Origin of the sequence: Siminovitchia sp. FSL H7-0308, from assembly GCF_037980985.1 — a bacterium.
In the GTDB taxonomy this organism is placed as follows: Bacteria; Bacillota; Bacilli; order Bacillales; family Bacillaceae_C; genus Siminovitchia; species Siminovitchia thermophila.
Genome location: NZ_CP150282.1, coordinates 4,218,560 through 4,235,163, shown reverse-complemented (window position 1 = coordinate 4,235,163; position 16,604 = coordinate 4,218,560). Strand labels below are relative to the sequence as shown.

Sequence of the window (16,604 nt, the reverse complement as noted above, 5' to 3'; positions counted from 1 at the left end):
TTTTAAATACTTTATACTCGTTAAAGGAGAGAAGAGCCTATGTTATTTGATACGCATGTCCATTTAAATGACGAACAATTTAACGATGATTTGGAAGAGGTTATGAAACGGGCACAAGAAGCAGGGGTAGAGCATATGGTTGTTGTCGGTTTTAATCGGGAAACGATCGAAAGAGCTCTCCAAATAGTTGATAAATATGATTTTTTATATGCAAGCATCGGTTGGCATCCAGTTGATGCCATCGACATGACGGAAGAGGATTTGGTGTGGCTTGAAGAAAAGGCCCGCCATCCGAAAGTAGTTGCTTATGGGGAAATTGGGCTTGATTATCATTGGGATAAGTCGCCGAAAAATATTCAGCAAGAAGTATTTCGCAAACAGATCAGGCTCGCAAAGAAGTTGCGCTTGCCGCTGATTATACATAATCGTGAAGCGACAGAGGATATCATTCAGATCCTGAAGGAAGAAGATGCCAAGGAAATCGGCGGTATTATGCATTGTTTTAGCGGAAGCGCAGAATCTGCCAAAGAATGTTTAAGACTTAATTTTCTCATCTCTTTAGGCGGTCCCGTTACGTTTAAAAATGCCAAAAAACCAAAGAGAGTAGCCGAGCAAGTTCCGCTGGACAAGCTGCTGATCGAAACGGACTGTCCTTACTTGGCGCCGCATCCGTACCGGGGAAAAAGGAATGAACCGGCGTATGTAAAGCTTGTGGCTGAACAAATTGCCGAATTAAAAGGAATATCCTATGAAGAAGTCGCCCGGGCGACAACAGAAAATGCGAAAAAATTATTTGGCATACATGAATAATCCTTCATACCCCTAAACTTTACAAACTCTTCCTGATAAACATTGAATGAAAGTAAATCGAAGCAATTCCCGTAAAGGAATGGCTCAAATATAGAAAACGCTCATTCATGAGACGAAAAGGAGGAGTCGTTCCATGGCCAGTTTCATGCAGATGGAAAAACGAAAAAAAATGGGACTCGCCGTTGCGAGCTTTCTCGTTTTTACAGCAACCCTCATTACTTTGATTAACGAGGGAACAAAAAAAACAGTGGCTTTAACTCTAGACGGAGAAAAAGTTGTTGTCAAAACACATGCCGACACGATTCAGGATATGCTAAATGAATTAAATATCGATATAAAAGAATCGGACTATTTATCACATCATCCAGAAACAGCTTTAATTGATGAACTCTCTCTTGTTTGGGAACCGGCGAAAAAAGTTGAGATCACGGACGGCAGCAATTCACAGGTTGTTTGGACGACTGCGAAAACAGTAAAACAGCTTTTGGAAGAAAATCAGATTGAATTGAAAGAACAAGATCAGGTGAACATGTCTCTAACCGCCCCCGTTGTTGCCGGTATGGACATTCAAATAGAACGGGCTTTTCCTCTTGTTCTCAATGATGGCGGCAACGTGAAAGAAGTGTGGACTACTTCAACGACAGTCGCCGACTTTGTAAAACAACAAGGAATCACTTTCGGACCATTGGACAAGGTGCAGCCTCGGCTAGAAGAAAATATTTCTCCTAATAGCGAGGTACATATCATTCGCGGTCAAAAAGTCACTGATGTAGTGGAAGAACCGATTGATTTTGAAGTTATTACGCAGAAAGATCCTTCTTTGCCCAATGGCACGGAGAAAGTGATCCAGGAAGGTAAACAAGGTCTTGTAAAAAAAGAGTACGAAGTGACAGTTGAAAACGGCAAGGAAGTGAACCGGACGCTTATTTCAGAAAAGAAAATAAGAGAAAGCGTCCAAAAGGTTGTGGCTGTCGGAACGGGAACGAAACAGAGCACCCCGCCCCCGCAGATCACTAAACAGAACACCAAGGAAAAAACGCCACAAATTATACAAACAGTGGAAAAAGATAGCGGCGGAAAAGAAATATACGTGAGCGCAACGGCCTATACGGCAACATGCAATGGCTGTTCAGGTGTCACGGCTACTGGAATTGACTTAAAGGCCAATCCGAGTGCCAAAGTGATTGCGGTTGACCCGAATGTCATACCACTCGGTACAAAAGTTTGGGTTGAAGGTTATGGTTATGCTGTGGCCGGCGACACAGGCGGTGCCATTAAAGGGAATAAAATTGATGTGCATGTTCAAACGAGTGGCGAGGCACACAGCTTTGGAAGCAAAAAAGTCAAAGTGAAAATTTTGGACTAAGCGGGGGAGTCGATCCTCTGCTTTTTCTTTTTTCTCATAAGGCGGGTTATAATAAAATTAAGATAAAAAGATCTTTGGCGATTCACTATATGGAGGAAAAATGAAAATAAAAGAAATTATCGTTGTGGAAGGAAAAGATGATACAAAGGCAATCAGACGGGCGCTTGATGCCGATACGATTGAAACGAATGGTTCTGCCGTATCCAAGGAAACGATTGAAAAAATCAGGCATGCCCAGCGGAAAAGGGGCGTAATCATATTAACGGACCCTGATTTTCCGGGAGAAAAAATCCGTAAAACAGTCAGTGACAATGTGCCTGGCTGCAAGCATGCTTTTATCGATAAGGAAGAAGCAATGGGAAAAGGCGGGAAAGGTGTCGGTGTGGAGCATGCCTCTCCTGAAGCAATTTGCCTTGCCATAAAAGCAACGCACACGCTGACAGAAGAAGTTAAGGAGGTTATTACAAAAAAAGAGTTGCTCGATGCGGGGCTCATCGGTGGAATGCATGCCGCAAGGCGGCGGGCGCAACTTGGTCAGTTGCTTAAAATTGGTTACACGAACGGTAAGCAGCTTCATAAACGATTAATGATGTTTCAAGTGTCCCGTAAAGATTTTTTAAAAGCCCTGGAAAAGGTGCGACAGGAGGAAGGCCAATGACGCAGAAAGATATTGCCACCCCAATAAGGACGAGAGAAATTTTGCGGAAATATGGGTTTTCCTTTAAAAAAAGTTTGGGGCAAAACTTCTTGATTGATGCGAATATTTTAAGGAAGATTGTTGAACATGCGGGTTTGACGAAAGATACAGGGGTGATAGAGATTGGTCCGGGAATCGGCGCTTTGACGGAACAACTGGCGAAAAGTGCCCAAAAAGTCGTTGCTTATGAAATCGATCAACGGCTTTTTCCTATCTTGGAAGACACGCTTTCCCCTTATGACAATGTCCATATTATTCATGAAGATATTTTAAAAGCGGATATTCAACAAATGATCCAGACAAAATTTACAGAGTCAACAGAAATAATGGTTGTTGCTAATTTGCCGTATTACGTCACAACGCCAATCATTTTTAAGCTGCTTGAAGAAAACTTGCCGATCCGCGGGATAGTCGTCATGTTGCAAAAGGAAGTCGCTGACCGCATTTCTGCGCGCCCTGGCACAAAAGAATATGGCTCACTTTCCATCATGATACAATACTATACGTTGGCGGAAACAGCGATGATCGTGCCTAAATCGGTGTTTATGCCCCAACCGAATGTGGAATCGGCCGTTGTCAAAATGATATTGCGGGAAAAACCGGCTGTTGAGGTTAAAAATGAATCATTCTTTTTCCAAGTTGTGAAAATGGGTTTTTTACAAAGGCGAAAAACCATTATGAATAATTTGGCTGGCGGTTTGCCGGGAGGAAAATCAAAAAAAGCGGAGATATTGGCGGCACTTACAGCGGCCGGAATCGATCCTGGAAGGCGTGGTGAAACGCTGTCTGTCGAAGAGTTTGGAGTATTAAGTGACGCGCTCTTTGAAGAGTTTGGCGAAGGAGAACAATAAACAGACACATTGAACAGGAAGGGCGCATAGCCTATGGCAAAGGAATTTAATTTGCGCTGTTTATGGAGTTGACGACCGTGATATCAATTAATACGATTGTCGGCCGCTTATCCTATCAATGTGATCTTTTATTTCGGGTCATTGACATCATGGAGATTGACGGTCAAACAACAGCTGTTCTCTATGGAGAGGATTATCGGCTGGTGGCAGATGCGCCGATTGAAGATCTTGTCCCATTTTCCGAAGAAGAAAGGCTGACAAGATCATCGGCAGTCCGTTTACTGGAGGAACAGTCGTTGAAGCTTTTTCGACAGGATTTGGAGCTGATTAGGTCTAAGCAGGAATATACGGCTACGGACGGCTATAAGAGGGAGTATAATTATTTTCAAATACCCGGACGTGTCCTTCATATGGATGGAGACCCGAATTATTTGAACAGGTGTCTGGACTTATACAAAAAATTTGGGGTATCTGTCAGAGGAGTTCATTGTGATGAAAAAGAGATGTATAGAAAAATTCCCATTCTCATCGATGAATACCACCCTCATATCCTTGTCATTACAGGCCATGATGCCTATTCAAGAGCCAAGGGAAAGAAAATGGATTTAAATGCTTACCGGCATTCCAAATATTTTGTAGAAGCTGTCAGGGCCGCGCGGAGGAAAAATCCAAATCTTGACCAGCTCGTTATATTTGCCGGTGCTTGCCAGTCGCATTTTGAATCTTTAATTCTGGCTGGAGCCAATTTTGCCAGCTCGCCGCAACGCGTCAACATCCATGCACTAGATCCCGTCTATATCGTCACCAAAATCAGCTTTACGCCATTTATGGAGAGAATCAACGTGTGGGATGTCCTGCGGAATACATTGACAGGTCAAAAAGGATTGGGTGGCCTTGAAACGAAAGGCGTCCTCCGTACAGGCATGCCGTTTAGGCCAGTTGATGATGAATAAACGATACATTTGTGAGCGGGTCAATTTTCAATAAAGGAAGTTGGCCCCTGTATTTTAGAGGCTTTTTTTGCTTATACAAAATTTTTGCTGCACAGCACATATATTTATATCGTGGTGTAATACTAAGGTTGTTGTAAAATAGGTCATAATGTAGAAAAAAATTGATTGACAACACCCGGTTTTCATTGATAAAATAATAAATTTGTTTGACCTTTTTTACCAGGCGTGATATAATGGGAAACAGTGAGGTGGAGCGAAAAAATGCCAAAAACATTAGCGAGCATTAAGAAAGCCCTTGATTCTAATTTGGGCAAAAGATTGATGTTAAAAGCCAATGGAGGCCGAAGAAAAACAATCGAACGTTCCGGAGTATTGGCAGAAACTTATCCATCGGTTTTCGTTGTTGAACTGGATCAGGACGAAAATGCATTTGAACGTGTATCTTACAGCTATGCTGACGTTCTGACAGAAACGGTTGAACTTACTTTTTATGATGAAACGACAGGTAATATAGCAATAGGACAACAGTAATGCAGTCTCAGCTTGTAGAGAAAGCGGGTGTTTTTCTTTACAGGCTTTTTGTTTTTTCTTAAAACAGCTTTTCTCGGAAAACGCGATAATTTTTCAGTTTTTTCTGGTAATTTAACCAATAGGCTTGCCTTCGGTTCAGCAAACATTGGCAGTTATAATCGTTCACGTTTGTATCAAAATATAAAGGCGGGTGGCGAAGGGGGAATTCGCTTTGGGACGGAGAAGAGGAGTCATGTCGGATCAATTGAAAGAAGAATTGGCGAAAGAGTTGGGATTTTACGATGTCGTCCAGAAGGAAGGTTGGGGCGGAATTAAAGCCCGCGATGCGGGAAACATGGTGAAAAGAGCCATTGAAATGGCTGAACGGCAACTCGGCCAATCAAGGCAATCGTGAAGAATGATGTGTTTCTAGCCTGAAGTAAATAAACTACCCGCGAAAAAAGCCGGAGCATTTGCTTCGGCTTTTCTTAGCTGAATGGTCGGCTTATCAAGGGTGATGGATCGAATGGTTTTTCAGAAAAGATCATGGTAAAATGGAAAAAATACGGTAATATGCCAAAGACGAACAAAGGCGCCAAATACATCAGGCTCCTGTCTGTTGCAGTCAGAATGCGAAGTAGGTGAAGCAGTTTGAAACTTTTAATCAAGGCGCCGGCAAAAATCAACTTGACTTTAGATGTGCTCGGTAAAAGAAGCGATGGTTACCATGAAGTAGAAATGGTCATGACAACCATTGATCTGGCGGATCGCTTGGAACTAAACGAAGTGAAGGAAGACAAAATAGCGATTCTTTCCCATAGCCGATATGTTCCAGGAGATGAACGGAATTTGGCTTATCAGGCAGCCAAGTTGTTGAAAGAGCGCTTTAGTATCCGCCAAGGCGTTGAAATATCGATCAATAAGGTGATTCCGGTAGCGGCTGGACTCGCAGGGGGAAGCAGTGATGCAGCAGCCACATTAAAAGGTCTGAACGAATTATGGCAGATCGGTCTTTCGGTGGAAGAACTGGCTGCTCTTGGCTCGGAGATTGGTTCGGATGTGGCGTTTTGTGTTCACGGAGGCACGGCATTGGCTCGTGGCAGGGGCGAAAAAATTACAAAGCTTCCGCCGCCTCCATCTTGCTGGGTAATTTTGGCCAAGCCATCTATCGGGGTTTCCACTTCCGAAATATATGGCAATCTGGATATGAGCCGTATTCAGCACCCGGATACGGAAGGGATGATCCAAGCCATTATGCAAAAGGATTATGAAGGTGTGTGCCAGCATATGGGCAATGCTCTGGAGGGTGTCACGTTTTCCAAGTATCCCGAGGTATTGCACATTAAAAAGCAGATGGAACGATTTGGGGCAGATTCCGTGCTGATGAGTGGAAGCGGGCCTACCGTTTTTGGCCTCGTAAGGCGTGAGTCAAGACTACACCGAATTTATAACGGATTGCGAGGTTTCTGTCATCAAGTCTTTGCAGTCAGGATGCTGGGCCGTTCATAACAATTCTTGCCTAAATACGTACAATTGTGTATATTTGCATTAAAATATTCGCTTATACATATTACTGGAGGTTACAGAATGAAATTTCGCCGTAGCGAGCGGCTTGTTGATATGACGCATTACTTAATGAATCATCCTCGCGAACTCGTTTCTTTGACTTGGTTTGCCGAGCGTTATCAATCTGCAAAATCATCCATCAGCGAAGATCTTGTCATCATTAATGACATTTTTAAACACCAGGGCATTGGCGTTTTGCAAACCATCCCCGGCGCCGCAGGCGGAGTAAAATTTTACCCAATGGTGAAAGAGGATCAGGCAGAAGCGATTATCAACAAGCTTTGTTCACTAATTGCAGACCCAGAACGCCTTTTACCCGGCGAATATTTATTTATGACCGATTTGCTGGGAAATCCAAAAATGATGAATGAAGTAGGAAAGCTGCTCGCAGCCGCAGTGGCAGACCGGGAAATTGATGTTATCATGACTGTTTCCACAAAAGGCATTCCGATCGCACAGGCTGTAGCGAATCAATTGAATGCCCCTTTTGTTATTGTCAGACGTGACCCGAAAGTCACCGAAGGACCGACCGTGACGATCAATTATGTTTCCGGCTCTTCAAAACGGATTCAAACAATGGTTCTTTCAAAGCGCAGCTTGAAGGAAGGCGCGCGCGTGCTGATTGTCGATGATTTTATGAAGGCCGGCGGAACGGTAAACGGGATGATCAATTTGCTCGAGGAATTTAATGCGTCTGTTGCGGGGATCGCCGTATTGGTTGAATCCGAACATGTTGAGGAAAGGCTTGTTGATGATTATATTTCTTTAGTAAAATTGACTGATGTCAATATGAAAGAAAAAAAGATCAATGTGGTGACAGGGAACTATTTTTCCAAAAAAATAAACTTTCTATGAGGGAGAGAACGAAGATGCGTACGATTTCAACGAATCAGGCACCTGCTGCGATTGGCCCCTATTCTCAAGGCATCGTGGTAAACAATATGTTTTACAGCTCGGGACAAATTGCGCTCACGCCGCAGGGGGAACTTGTTGAGGGCGGTGTCGTGGAGCAAACCCATCAGGTGTTCCGCAATTTGCAGGGAGTATTAGAAGCGGCAGGAGCATCATTTGATACTGTCGTAAAAACGACTGTATTTATCAAAAACATGGACGACTTCGCAACGATCAATGATATTTATGCCCAATATTTTTCCAATCACAAGCCGGCCCGTTCATGTGTGGAGGTTGCCCGCCTGCCAAAAGACGTCCTATTGGAAATAGAAGTCATTGCACTTGTAAAATAAAATGAGGGCCGCCGTTTGATTTCTTAAGCCCTTCAGGGTTGTCGTTTTCACCTTCATAAAAATAAATCGCTCATATATTAAAAAATTCAAAAAAGTTATCAATTTTAGAAGGAGAATAGCAAGTTACGTTGAATAACTACATTATGGTACCTAATTAGAGCGAGAAGGTGGTGAACAAACAATGGAAGTGACTGATGTGAGGCTGCGGCGAGTCAACACCGAGGGAAGAATGAGAGCAATCGCCTCAATAACCCTTGACGATGAATTTGTTGTTCACGATATACGTGTCATTGACGGAAACAATGGGCTGTTCGTAGCCATGCCAAGTAAAAGAACACCAGATGGGGAATTTCGGGATATTGCTCATCCAATTAATTCAAACACCAGAAATAAAATTCAGGAAGTGGTTTTGGCAGAATACCACCGTCTAGGTGACATCGAGGAGCCGGAATTAGAAGAAGCTGGCGCTTCCTAACCATATAACTCATTATTACATCGAGAGCCTACTGAATAGTAAGGCTCTTTTTCATGTTTTCTCTTTTCGGTTCTATCCTTTTTTCCCCTGGCGTTCTTGTGAACATTTTTTGAAGCATACATGGCAAGAAAATGGTGGAATTTTATGGGAATCCGACATGGGGCTTATTCTATATGCTGATCACGTTTGATTGAGCAGCCGCTTGTCCGAAGAACTCCCTCCATGAGAGTGTTTTTATGCTTGTCGGGACATATCCGGGCACCTCCGCATTTCTTATTTTCTTGAAAAAAACCTCTTTTTAGGCTATATTCATTATGGAAAAAAATAATTGGAGGACCGTTTATGTCAAATAGATTCGCGGTAATATTGGCTGCGGGGCAAGGGACAAGGATGAAATCCAAGCTTTATAAGGTACTCCATCCAGTTTGTGGAAAACCAATGGTTGAACATGTCGTTGACAATATATCCGAGCTTCAAGTTAACGAGACTGTTACAGTCGTAGGATTTGGAGCGGATATGGTCAGGCAACACTTGGGTGGAAAAAGCCGATTCGTCATTCAGGAGGAGCAACTTGGCACAGCCCATGCAGTTATGCAGGCAAAAGATGCTTTGGGGGATAAAAAAGGAACGACCCTTGTCATTTGCGGCGATACTCCGCTCATTAAGTCCGAAACGATGTCAGCATTGATTAAGCAGCATGAAGAAACAGGCGCCAAAGCCACTGTTTTGACGGCTTTTGCGGAAAACCCGCATGGTTACGGACGCATAATCCGCAATGCGGAAGGCGCTGTCGAACGGATTGTCGAACATAAAGATGCGAATGAAGAAGAGCTTCGCATTCATGAGATTAATACAGGAACATACTGCTTCGACAATGAAGCTTTATTTGAGGCGCTTGAAAATGTTTCCAATGACAATTCTCAAGGTGAATATTATCTTCCCGATGTCATTGAGATATTAAAGTCTAAAAAGGAATTGATTACTGCTTTTCAAACGGAGGATTTCGAAGAAACTCTTGGGGTGAATGATCGTGTGGCTCTTTCAGAAGCAGAGCGCATTATGAGAAAGCGTATCAATGAGGCCCATATGCGAAACGGAGTTACATTGATTGACCCGGCTAATACTTATATTGATAAAGATGTACTCATCGGCCAGGATACAATTATTTTTCCAGGAACAAGCATTTGTGGAAAAACGGTGATAGGGGAAAACTGCGAGATCGGCCCGAATACTGAAATCAACAATTGTGAAATATCTCACAATACGACCATCTGCCAGTCTGCTGTATTCGATAGTGCGGTTGGGGCAAACGTAAATATTGGTCCATTTGCACATATCCGGCCTGAATCCACTATCCATGACGATGTAAAAATAGGTAATTTCGTAGAAATAAAAAAATCGATATTCGGAAAAGGCAGCAAAGCATCGCATTTAAGTTATATCGGGGATGCAGAAGTGGGCAAAGACGTCAACATCGGTTGTGGTTCCATCACAGTCAATTATGACGGGAAAAACAAATACCTCACGAAGATCGAGGACGGCGTGTTTGTCGGATGCAATTCAAACCTTGTAGCCCCGGTAACGATTAAGAAAGGCTCCTATATTGCCGCCGGTTCTACGATTACGGATGATGTTCCACAAGATGCTTTGGCGATTGCACGGGCCCGGCAAGTCAATAAAGAAAATTATACTAAAAAGTTAAATTTAAAAAAGTAATGGAGGCTCCCCATGTCTAACGAATATCTTGACTCGTCTTTAAAAATTTTTTCATTGAACGCAAACCGTGTCCTTTCGGAAGAAATCGCCAAAACGATCGGAGTGGAGCTTGGCAAATGTACGGTCAGTCAGTTCAGCGATGGTGAAATTTCAATCAATATTGAGGAAAGCATCCGCGGCTGTGATGTATATGTGATCCAGTCAACGAGCGATCCGGTCAACAAGCACTTAATGGAATTGTTAATCATGACTGATGCGTTAAAGCGTGCTTCGGCCAAGAACATCAATCTTGTCATGCCTTATTATGGATATGCACGCCAAGATCGGAAGGCGCGAGCCCGGGAACCAATCACGGCAAAGCTTGTCGCCAACCTGATCGAAACGGCAGGCGCGACAAGAGTGATTACACTAGACCTTCATGCTCCGCAAATTCAAGGCTTTTTCGATATTCCGATTGACCATTTAATGGGTGTTCCGATTTTAGCGGACTATTTTAAAAGCAAGCAGTTAGTGGAGGACGGGCTTGTGATCGTGTCGCCGGACCATGGAGGCGTAACGCGGGCGCGAAGATTGGCTGACCGCTTGAAAGCACCGATCGCTATCATCGATAAACGCCGCCCTCGTCCAAATGTGGCAGAAGTGATGAATATCGTTGGAAACGTGGAAGGAAAAACGGCGATTTTGATTGATGATATCATTGATACTGCCGGAACGATTACGCTGGCTGTAAATGCATTGATGGAAGCAGGAGCCAAAGAAGTGTACGCTTGCTGTACGCATCCTGTTTTATCCGGACCTGCCATTGAGCGGATTCAAAATTCCAGTCTGAAAGAGCTTGTCGTAACAAACACGATCCCCCTTCCCGAAGAAAAGAAAATCGACAAAATCAAAGAGCTTTCCGTCGCATCTTTGATTGCCGAGGCCATTATCCGCGTTAATGAAAACAAGTCAGTAAGCACTTTGTTTGATTGATCGTGAAAAAATACAAAAATAGAGGTTTAAGTTATTGTATGATAAGGTATAGATAAGGATAGTGATTATTTCATTATTACTTATTACAGGAGAAGGTGTTTATGGTTAACGTATTGAAGGCAAAAGAAAGGACAAGCGAACGCCGCTCACAGGTAAGGGAGTTGCGCGAGCAGGGAGGCATTCCGGCTGTTGTGTATGGTTACAGAATTGATAATACGCCAATCGCAATCAACATGGGCGATTTCATGAAAACGATGCGCGAAGTTGGCCGGAACGGAGTAATCGATCTTGATTTGGAAGGTAAAAAACTCAATGTGATTCTGCATGAATACCAAGAGGATCCGATCAGGAAAGAAGTGATCCATGCCGACTTTTTGTCTGTTGATATGTCACAGGAGATTGAAGCGAGCGTCCGTGTAGAATTGTCGGAAGATGCGGAAGGCCTCAAGGACGGAGGCGTTCTCCAGCAAATCATGCACGAGATAAATGTTACGGCAAAACCGGATGAAATTCCGGAAGCAATCAAGGTTGATATATCTCATCTAGGTATAGGAGAAACAATTTCTATCGGCGAAATTCGCGGAAAGTACTCGATTACAATCAATCATGGGGATGACGAAGCAATTGCAACAATACTGACACCAAGAACGGAAGAAGAAACGGAAGAAGCAGGTGAAGCTGCTGAGGTTTCGGGAACGGATGAAGGGAATGCAACAACTGAATCGGAAGAGTAAAAATAGATTCAATATAGGCGCAGCCAACAAGGTTGCGCTTTTTCCCCGCTTGTTCAGCAGGATTGGGAAAAGTGCGATTGGGGGGTAGGCAGTGAAAATAATTGTCGGCTTGGGAAATCCCGGTTCTCGATATGAAAAAACAAGACATAATGTCGGATTTGAAGTGATTGATGAACTGACCGAAAGACTTGACATCAGCTTACAGTCATCAAAATTTAACGGCTTGTACGGAACAATACATCATGACGGTGAAAAGACCTTATTGGTTAAGCCGCTTACCTATATGAACCTTTCAGGCGAATGTATACGGCCCATAATGGATTACTATCGGATTCCGACTGAAAATCTCCTCGTCATCTATGATGACTTGGATTTGCCAGTGGGAAAAATCCGACTTCGCCAAAAAGGTTCTGCTGGTGGACATAACGGGATGAAATCAACGATTCAACATCTTGGAACAAATGAATTTAATCGGATTCGGATTGGAATTGACCGTCCGCCTTCCGGAATGTCCGTTCCGGATTATGTACTGGGAAAATTCACGGAAGAGGAATGGGGCACAATGCAATCCGTCATCCAAACGTGTGCTGATGCTTGCGAAGAATGGTTGAAAAAACCATTTTTGGAAGTGATGAATCGTTTTAATTCCAATGGATGAATAAGTACGGGCCTCGGCGTTTATACTATAAAGTGTATTTACAAAGCCGAGGAGAGAGTGTTATGCTGATTTCTTATTTTTGCCGCCACTGTTCGGCACAATTAGGTACAATAGAAGATGTTTCTGTGCACTCCGAGGAGCTGGGATTGCATAAATTAACAGAAGAAGAAAGGCAAGAAATGGTAATATATGAATCGGATGGGAATATTCATATTAAAGCAATTTGTGAGGACTGCCATGAGGCACTGTCCCGAAACCCCGAATTGCACCAATATGATTATCTGATCCATTAGTTTGTACGGTGAGGGGCAGATTTCTACCCCCATTTCTTGAAAAGAGGAGAAAGACATGCATGGTCTACGAGATATAATATTACAGCAGAGCGAACTGCAATCTGTCATTACAGGAATAAGGGAAGGATTGCGCGAACAGCTTGTTGCTGGTTTATCAGGCTCAGTAAGGGCGCTCTTTACGGCCGCGATGGCGGAACATACAAACAAGTCCGTCGTCATTGTCACCCATAATTTGTTGCAGGCGCAAAAGCTTCACGAAGACCTTTTACAAATAATTGATGAAAACCAATTGTTTCTCTACCCTGCGAATGAGCTGATCGCTTCCGAGATGGGAATTGCCAGTCCGGAGCTGAAGGCTCAACGAATCGAGACGCTGAATCACATGGTGTCTGGACGACAGGGTGTTTTTGTCGTTCCAATGGCAGGATTGAGAAAAGTGCTTCCTCCGCCAAGTTTATGGAAAAGATACCAGATTAATTTGAAAGTAGGATCTGAATTACATTTGGAGGACACTTTAGAACGGTTGATCCAAATGGGATATAACCGGACTGATATGGTAAGCGCCCCCGGGGAATTCAGTCTGCGCGGCGGAATATTGGACATTTATCCATTAACGGAAATTGACCCGATTCGTATCGAATTGTTTGATATAGAAATAGATTCCATCCGGACCTTCTCAGTTGATGACCAGCGCTCAAAAGAAAAGTTATCAGAAGTGACGATCGGTCCTGCAACCGAGTCTCCCGTCGAATCGAAACATTTGCTCGATGCTGCGGACAGTTTGGAAGAACATTTATCCGCCTCTTTAAAGAAAATAAAAAAGGATGCGGTAAAAGAACTGCTCGTTCAAAATGTGAAGGCTGATATTGAGTTGCTCCGAAATGGACAAAAACCTGAACAATTTTTCAAATACCTCCAGTTTGCCTATAAACCGGGTACAAGTTTATTAGACTATGTTTCTTATAATGGACTCATTGTGTTTGATGAACTAAGCCGAATCCAGGAAATGAATGAACGCCTTGAAAAAGAAGAGGCTGAATGGTTTATGACGCTTCTTGAACACGGGGAGATTCCCCATGATATTGCCATTGCTCATTCGTTCAACAAATTACTGGCGGAATCCAATCTTCCACGTGTTTATTTGTCCTTGTTTTTGCGGCATATCCCAAATACAAATCCTCAAAACATTGCAAATGTTTCGTGTAAGCTCATGCAAAACTTTCATGGACAGATGCATTTGCTTGCGTCTGAAGTGGAACGATGGCGAAAAAACAATATGAAAGTGCTGTTTTTAGCACCAGATCAGGAACGCAGTGTAAAATTGGAGTCGGTATTGCGGGATTATGGAATAGAAGCTCGAATCGCTGGTGATTCAGAAAGCTTCTCCGGGATTCAGATCATTGAGGGTTCGCTGAATACGGGTTTTGAACTTCCGGCCCTGAAACTGGTTGTTGTGACAGAAGAAGAAATATTCAATAAAAAGACACGGAAGGCACGGCGCAGGCAAAAACTTTCCAATGCCGAGCGGATTAAAAGCTATTCTGAGCTGAGTCCCGGTGATTATGTTGTTCACGTAAATCACGGGATCGGTAAATACTTGGGAATTGAAACATTGATGATCAACGGGGTGCATAAAGATTACTTGCACATTACGTATAAAGGCAATGACAAATTATACGTTCCGGTTGATCAAATCGATCTTGTGCAAAAATATGTCGGAGCCGAGGGCAAAGATCCGAAAATGTACAAGCTCGGCGGCAGTGAATGGAAGCGGGTCAAGAAAAAAGTAGAGTCTTCTGTCAAGGATATTGCGGACGATTTAATCAAGTTATACGCAGAGCGTGAAGCGACGAAAGGGTATGCGTTTTCTCCCGACAGCGATATGCAGCGTGAGTTTGAGATGTCTTTTCCATATCAGGAGACTGAAGACCAACTTCGTTCCATTGCTGAAATTAAACGCGACATGGAGCGGGAACGACCAATGGATCGCTTATTATGTGGTGATGTCGGTTACGGGAAAACGGAAGTTGCCATTCGTGCTGCTTTCAAAGCTATCATGGACGGCAAGCAAGTAGCATTTCTTGTTCCGACAACGATCTTGGCTCAACAGCACTATGAGACGATTAAGGAACGATTTAATGGCTATCCGATTAATATTAGCATTATGAGTCGTTTTCGCACGAAGAAACAATTGTCCGAAACGGTCAAAGGATTAAAAAACGGCACGATCGACCTTGTGATCGGCACTCACAGACTTTTGTCAAAAGATGTGCAATTTGCGGACCTTGGCCTTCTCATTGTAGATGAAGAACAGCGTTTTGGTGTAACACATAAAGAAAAAATAAAACAGTTAAAAACAAACGTGGATGTATTAACGTTAACCGCGACACCCATTCCGCGGACATTGCATATGTCGATGCTTGGGGTTCGTGATTTGTCTGTCATTGAAACGCCGCCGGAAAACCGTTTTCCGGTTCAAACGTATGTGATGGAATATAATGGTGTTTTTGTGAAAGAAGCGATTGAACGGGAACTGGCACGCGGGGGACAAGTTTATTATCTTTACAATCGGGTGGAAGATATTGAAAGGAAAGCGGAGGAAATTTCGATGCTTGTCCCTGATGCGCGTGTTGCCTACGCGCATGGGCAAATGGCGGAAACGGAGCTTGAGGCCGTCATATTGAGCTTTCTTGATGGTGAGTTTGATGTGCTGGTGACGACAACGATCATTGAGACGGGCGTCGATATCCCGAGTGTCAATACATTAATTGTTTACGATGCTGATCGAATGGGGTTGTCTCAGTTGTATCAGTTGAGGGGGCGCGTTGGCCGTTCAAACCGGGTGGCGTATGCCTATTTTACGTATCGAAAAGATAAAGTCCTCACAGAGGTAGCGGAGAAAAGACTGCAGGCCATTAAGGAATTTACTGAGCTCGGATCAGGCTTTAAAATTGCCATGAGAGATTTGTCTATCCGGGGAGCGGGAAATCTTCTGGGGGCCCAGCAGCATGGCTTTATTGACTCTGTCGGCTTTGATCTGTATTCGCAAATGCTGAAAGAAGCAATTGAAGAGCGTAAAGGGACATTACTCGAAAATGTTCCGCCGCCGTTTGAAGTGGAACTTGAATTGGATGCCTATATTCCGGATGCATATATTGCCGATGGACAGCAAAAAATTGAGATGTATAAGCGCTTTAGAAACATTGAGACAATGGAAGAGCTTGAAGAGCTGCGCGAAGAAATGATAGACCGCTTCGGCGACTACCCCAATCAGGTAGAATACTTGTTTAAAGTTGCGGAAATGAAAGTGTATGCACGAAAAATCAAATTGGAAGCCATAAAACAATCTAAAACAGAAGTCTCCATTTATTTTTCGGAAGAAGGAACAAGTGAAATGGAAGGCAGGCGCGTTCTCCAGGCAACAACCAAACATGGAAGGAACGTGGGTCTTGGCATGGAAGGAACCCGTCTGAAAATCACGATTCAAACGAGCCGGATGAAAACGGACGAGTGGTTTGCCATCGCGCTTGAAATGATTAAAGAACTGGGAGAGGCCAAAAAAGTTCCCCAGCCATAATAAAAGCGCTCTCCAGCCGATCAAGATTTTATGAAATTGATCCAAAAAATGCACATCATTTGAATAAAACCCTGATTTTGAAAGATACTATTTTCAATCACATATGGAAATGAATTGAAAAACGTTTTTGTGGGAACCTATACAAAGTAGCATTTACTTAAAAAACTCAGTCATCTGATGAA

Annotated in this window: 17 protein-coding genes; all 17 read left to right on the top strand. The window is 43.3% G+C overall.

Annotated features, from left to right (window positions below):
* Window positions 1–39 precede the first annotated feature (39 nt).
* The 17 genes from MHB50_RS19835 (at window position 40) to mfd (ending at window position 16,422) form a co-directional block, all read left to right on the top strand.
* Window positions 40–810 carry a TatD family hydrolase gene (locus MHB50_RS19835; RefSeq protein WP_339160598.1) on the top strand — a complete coding sequence of 257 codons (771 nt, stop codon included), beginning with the start codon at window positions 40–42 and terminating at the stop codon, window positions 808–810.
* Window positions 811–943: 133 nt separating this feature from the next.
* Window positions 944–2,176, top strand: a complete 1,233-nt coding sequence (locus MHB50_RS19830) for a ubiquitin-like domain-containing protein (protein ID WP_339160595.1) — start codon at window positions 944–946, stop codon at window positions 2,174–2,176.
* Window positions 2,177–2,276: 100 nt separating this feature from the next.
* Complete coding sequence (rnmV, locus tag MHB50_RS19825) at window positions 2,277–2,834, top strand: ribonuclease M5 (protein WP_339160593.1); 558 nt, start codon at window positions 2,277–2,279, stop codon at window positions 2,832–2,834.
* Entirely contained in the window at window positions 2,831–3,724 is an 894-nt protein-coding gene (gene rsmA, locus MHB50_RS19820; RefSeq protein ID WP_339160592.1) for a 16S rRNA (adenine(1518)-N(6)/adenine(1519)-N(6))-dimethyltransferase RsmA, read from the top strand. Before rnmV ends, rsmA begins: the two co-directional genes overlap by 4 nt.
* Window positions 3,725–3,786: 62 nt before the next feature.
* Window positions 3,787–4,677, top strand: coding sequence for a sporulation peptidase YabG (yabG, locus tag MHB50_RS19815; RefSeq protein WP_171973903.1), 891 nt, complete (start codon window positions 3,787–3,789; stop codon window positions 4,675–4,677).
* Between the two features lie 261 nt (window positions 4,678–4,938).
* Window positions 4,939–5,208 carry a Veg family protein gene (locus MHB50_RS19810; RefSeq protein ID WP_077111872.1) on the top strand — a complete coding sequence of 90 codons (270 nt, stop codon included), beginning with the start codon at window positions 4,939–4,941 and terminating at the stop codon, window positions 5,206–5,208.
* Window positions 5,209–5,419: 211 nt separating this feature from the next.
* Window positions 5,420–5,602: a small, acid-soluble spore protein, alpha/beta type gene (locus MHB50_RS19805; protein WP_077111871.1), complete on the top strand. Its 183-nt coding sequence runs from the start codon at window positions 5,420–5,422 to the stop codon at window positions 5,600–5,602.
* Window positions 5,603–5,838: 236 nt separating this feature from the next.
* The gene (gene ispE / locus MHB50_RS19800) at window positions 5,839–6,696 is read left to right on the top strand and encodes a 4-(cytidine 5'-diphospho)-2-C-methyl-D-erythritol kinase (protein WP_077111870.1); all 858 of its coding nucleotides are present in this window, start codon (window positions 5,839–5,841) and stop codon (window positions 6,694–6,696) included.
* A gap of 78 nt (window positions 6,697–6,774) precedes the next feature.
* Window positions 6,775–7,608, top strand: coding sequence for a pur operon repressor (gene purR, locus MHB50_RS19795; RefSeq protein WP_339160590.1), 834 nt, complete (start codon window positions 6,775–6,777; stop codon window positions 7,606–7,608).
* Window positions 7,609–7,622: 14 nt separating this feature from the next.
* Window positions 7,623–7,997 carry a RidA family protein gene (locus MHB50_RS19790; protein WP_077111868.1) on the top strand — a complete coding sequence of 125 codons (375 nt, stop codon included), beginning with the start codon at window positions 7,623–7,625 and terminating at the stop codon, window positions 7,995–7,997.
* A 181-nt stretch (window positions 7,998–8,178) separates the two neighbouring features.
* Window positions 8,179–8,472 carry a septation regulator SpoVG gene (gene spoVG, locus MHB50_RS19785; protein WP_077111867.1) on the top strand — a complete coding sequence of 98 codons (294 nt, stop codon included), beginning with the start codon at window positions 8,179–8,181 and terminating at the stop codon, window positions 8,470–8,472.
* Between the two features lie 342 nt (window positions 8,473–8,814).
* A complete protein-coding gene (gene glmU, locus MHB50_RS19780) occupies window positions 8,815–10,188 on the top strand; it encodes a bifunctional UDP-N-acetylglucosamine diphosphorylase/glucosamine-1-phosphate N-acetyltransferase GlmU (protein WP_339160588.1) in 1,374 nt (457 codons plus the stop codon).
* 12 nt (window positions 10,189–10,200) lie between these two features.
* The gene (locus tag MHB50_RS19775) at window positions 10,201–11,160 is read left to right on the top strand and encodes a ribose-phosphate diphosphokinase (RefSeq protein WP_077111865.1); all 960 of its coding nucleotides are present in this window, start codon (window positions 10,201–10,203) and stop codon (window positions 11,158–11,160) included.
* Between the two features lie 101 nt (window positions 11,161–11,261).
* The gene (locus tag MHB50_RS19770) at window positions 11,262–11,894 is read left to right on the top strand and encodes a 50S ribosomal protein L25/general stress protein Ctc (RefSeq protein WP_340084610.1); all 633 of its coding nucleotides are present in this window, start codon (window positions 11,262–11,264) and stop codon (window positions 11,892–11,894) included.
* A 91-nt stretch (window positions 11,895–11,985) separates the two neighbouring features.
* Complete coding sequence (gene pth, locus MHB50_RS19765; RefSeq protein WP_077111863.1) at window positions 11,986–12,552, top strand: aminoacyl-tRNA hydrolase; 567 nt, start codon at window positions 11,986–11,988, stop codon at window positions 12,550–12,552.
* 62 nt (window positions 12,553–12,614) lie between these two features.
* Complete coding sequence (locus tag MHB50_RS19760) at window positions 12,615–12,845, top strand: anti-sigma-F factor Fin family protein (protein ID WP_077111862.1); 231 nt, start codon at window positions 12,615–12,617, stop codon at window positions 12,843–12,845.
* Window positions 12,846–12,900: 55 nt separating this feature from the next.
* Window positions 12,901–16,422 (top strand): transcription-repair coupling factor, encoded by a 3,522-nt coding sequence (gene mfd / locus MHB50_RS19755; protein ID WP_077111861.1) that lies wholly within the window; start codon window positions 12,901–12,903, stop codon window positions 16,420–16,422.
* The last annotated feature ends 182 nt before the right edge of the window (window positions 16,423–16,604 follow it).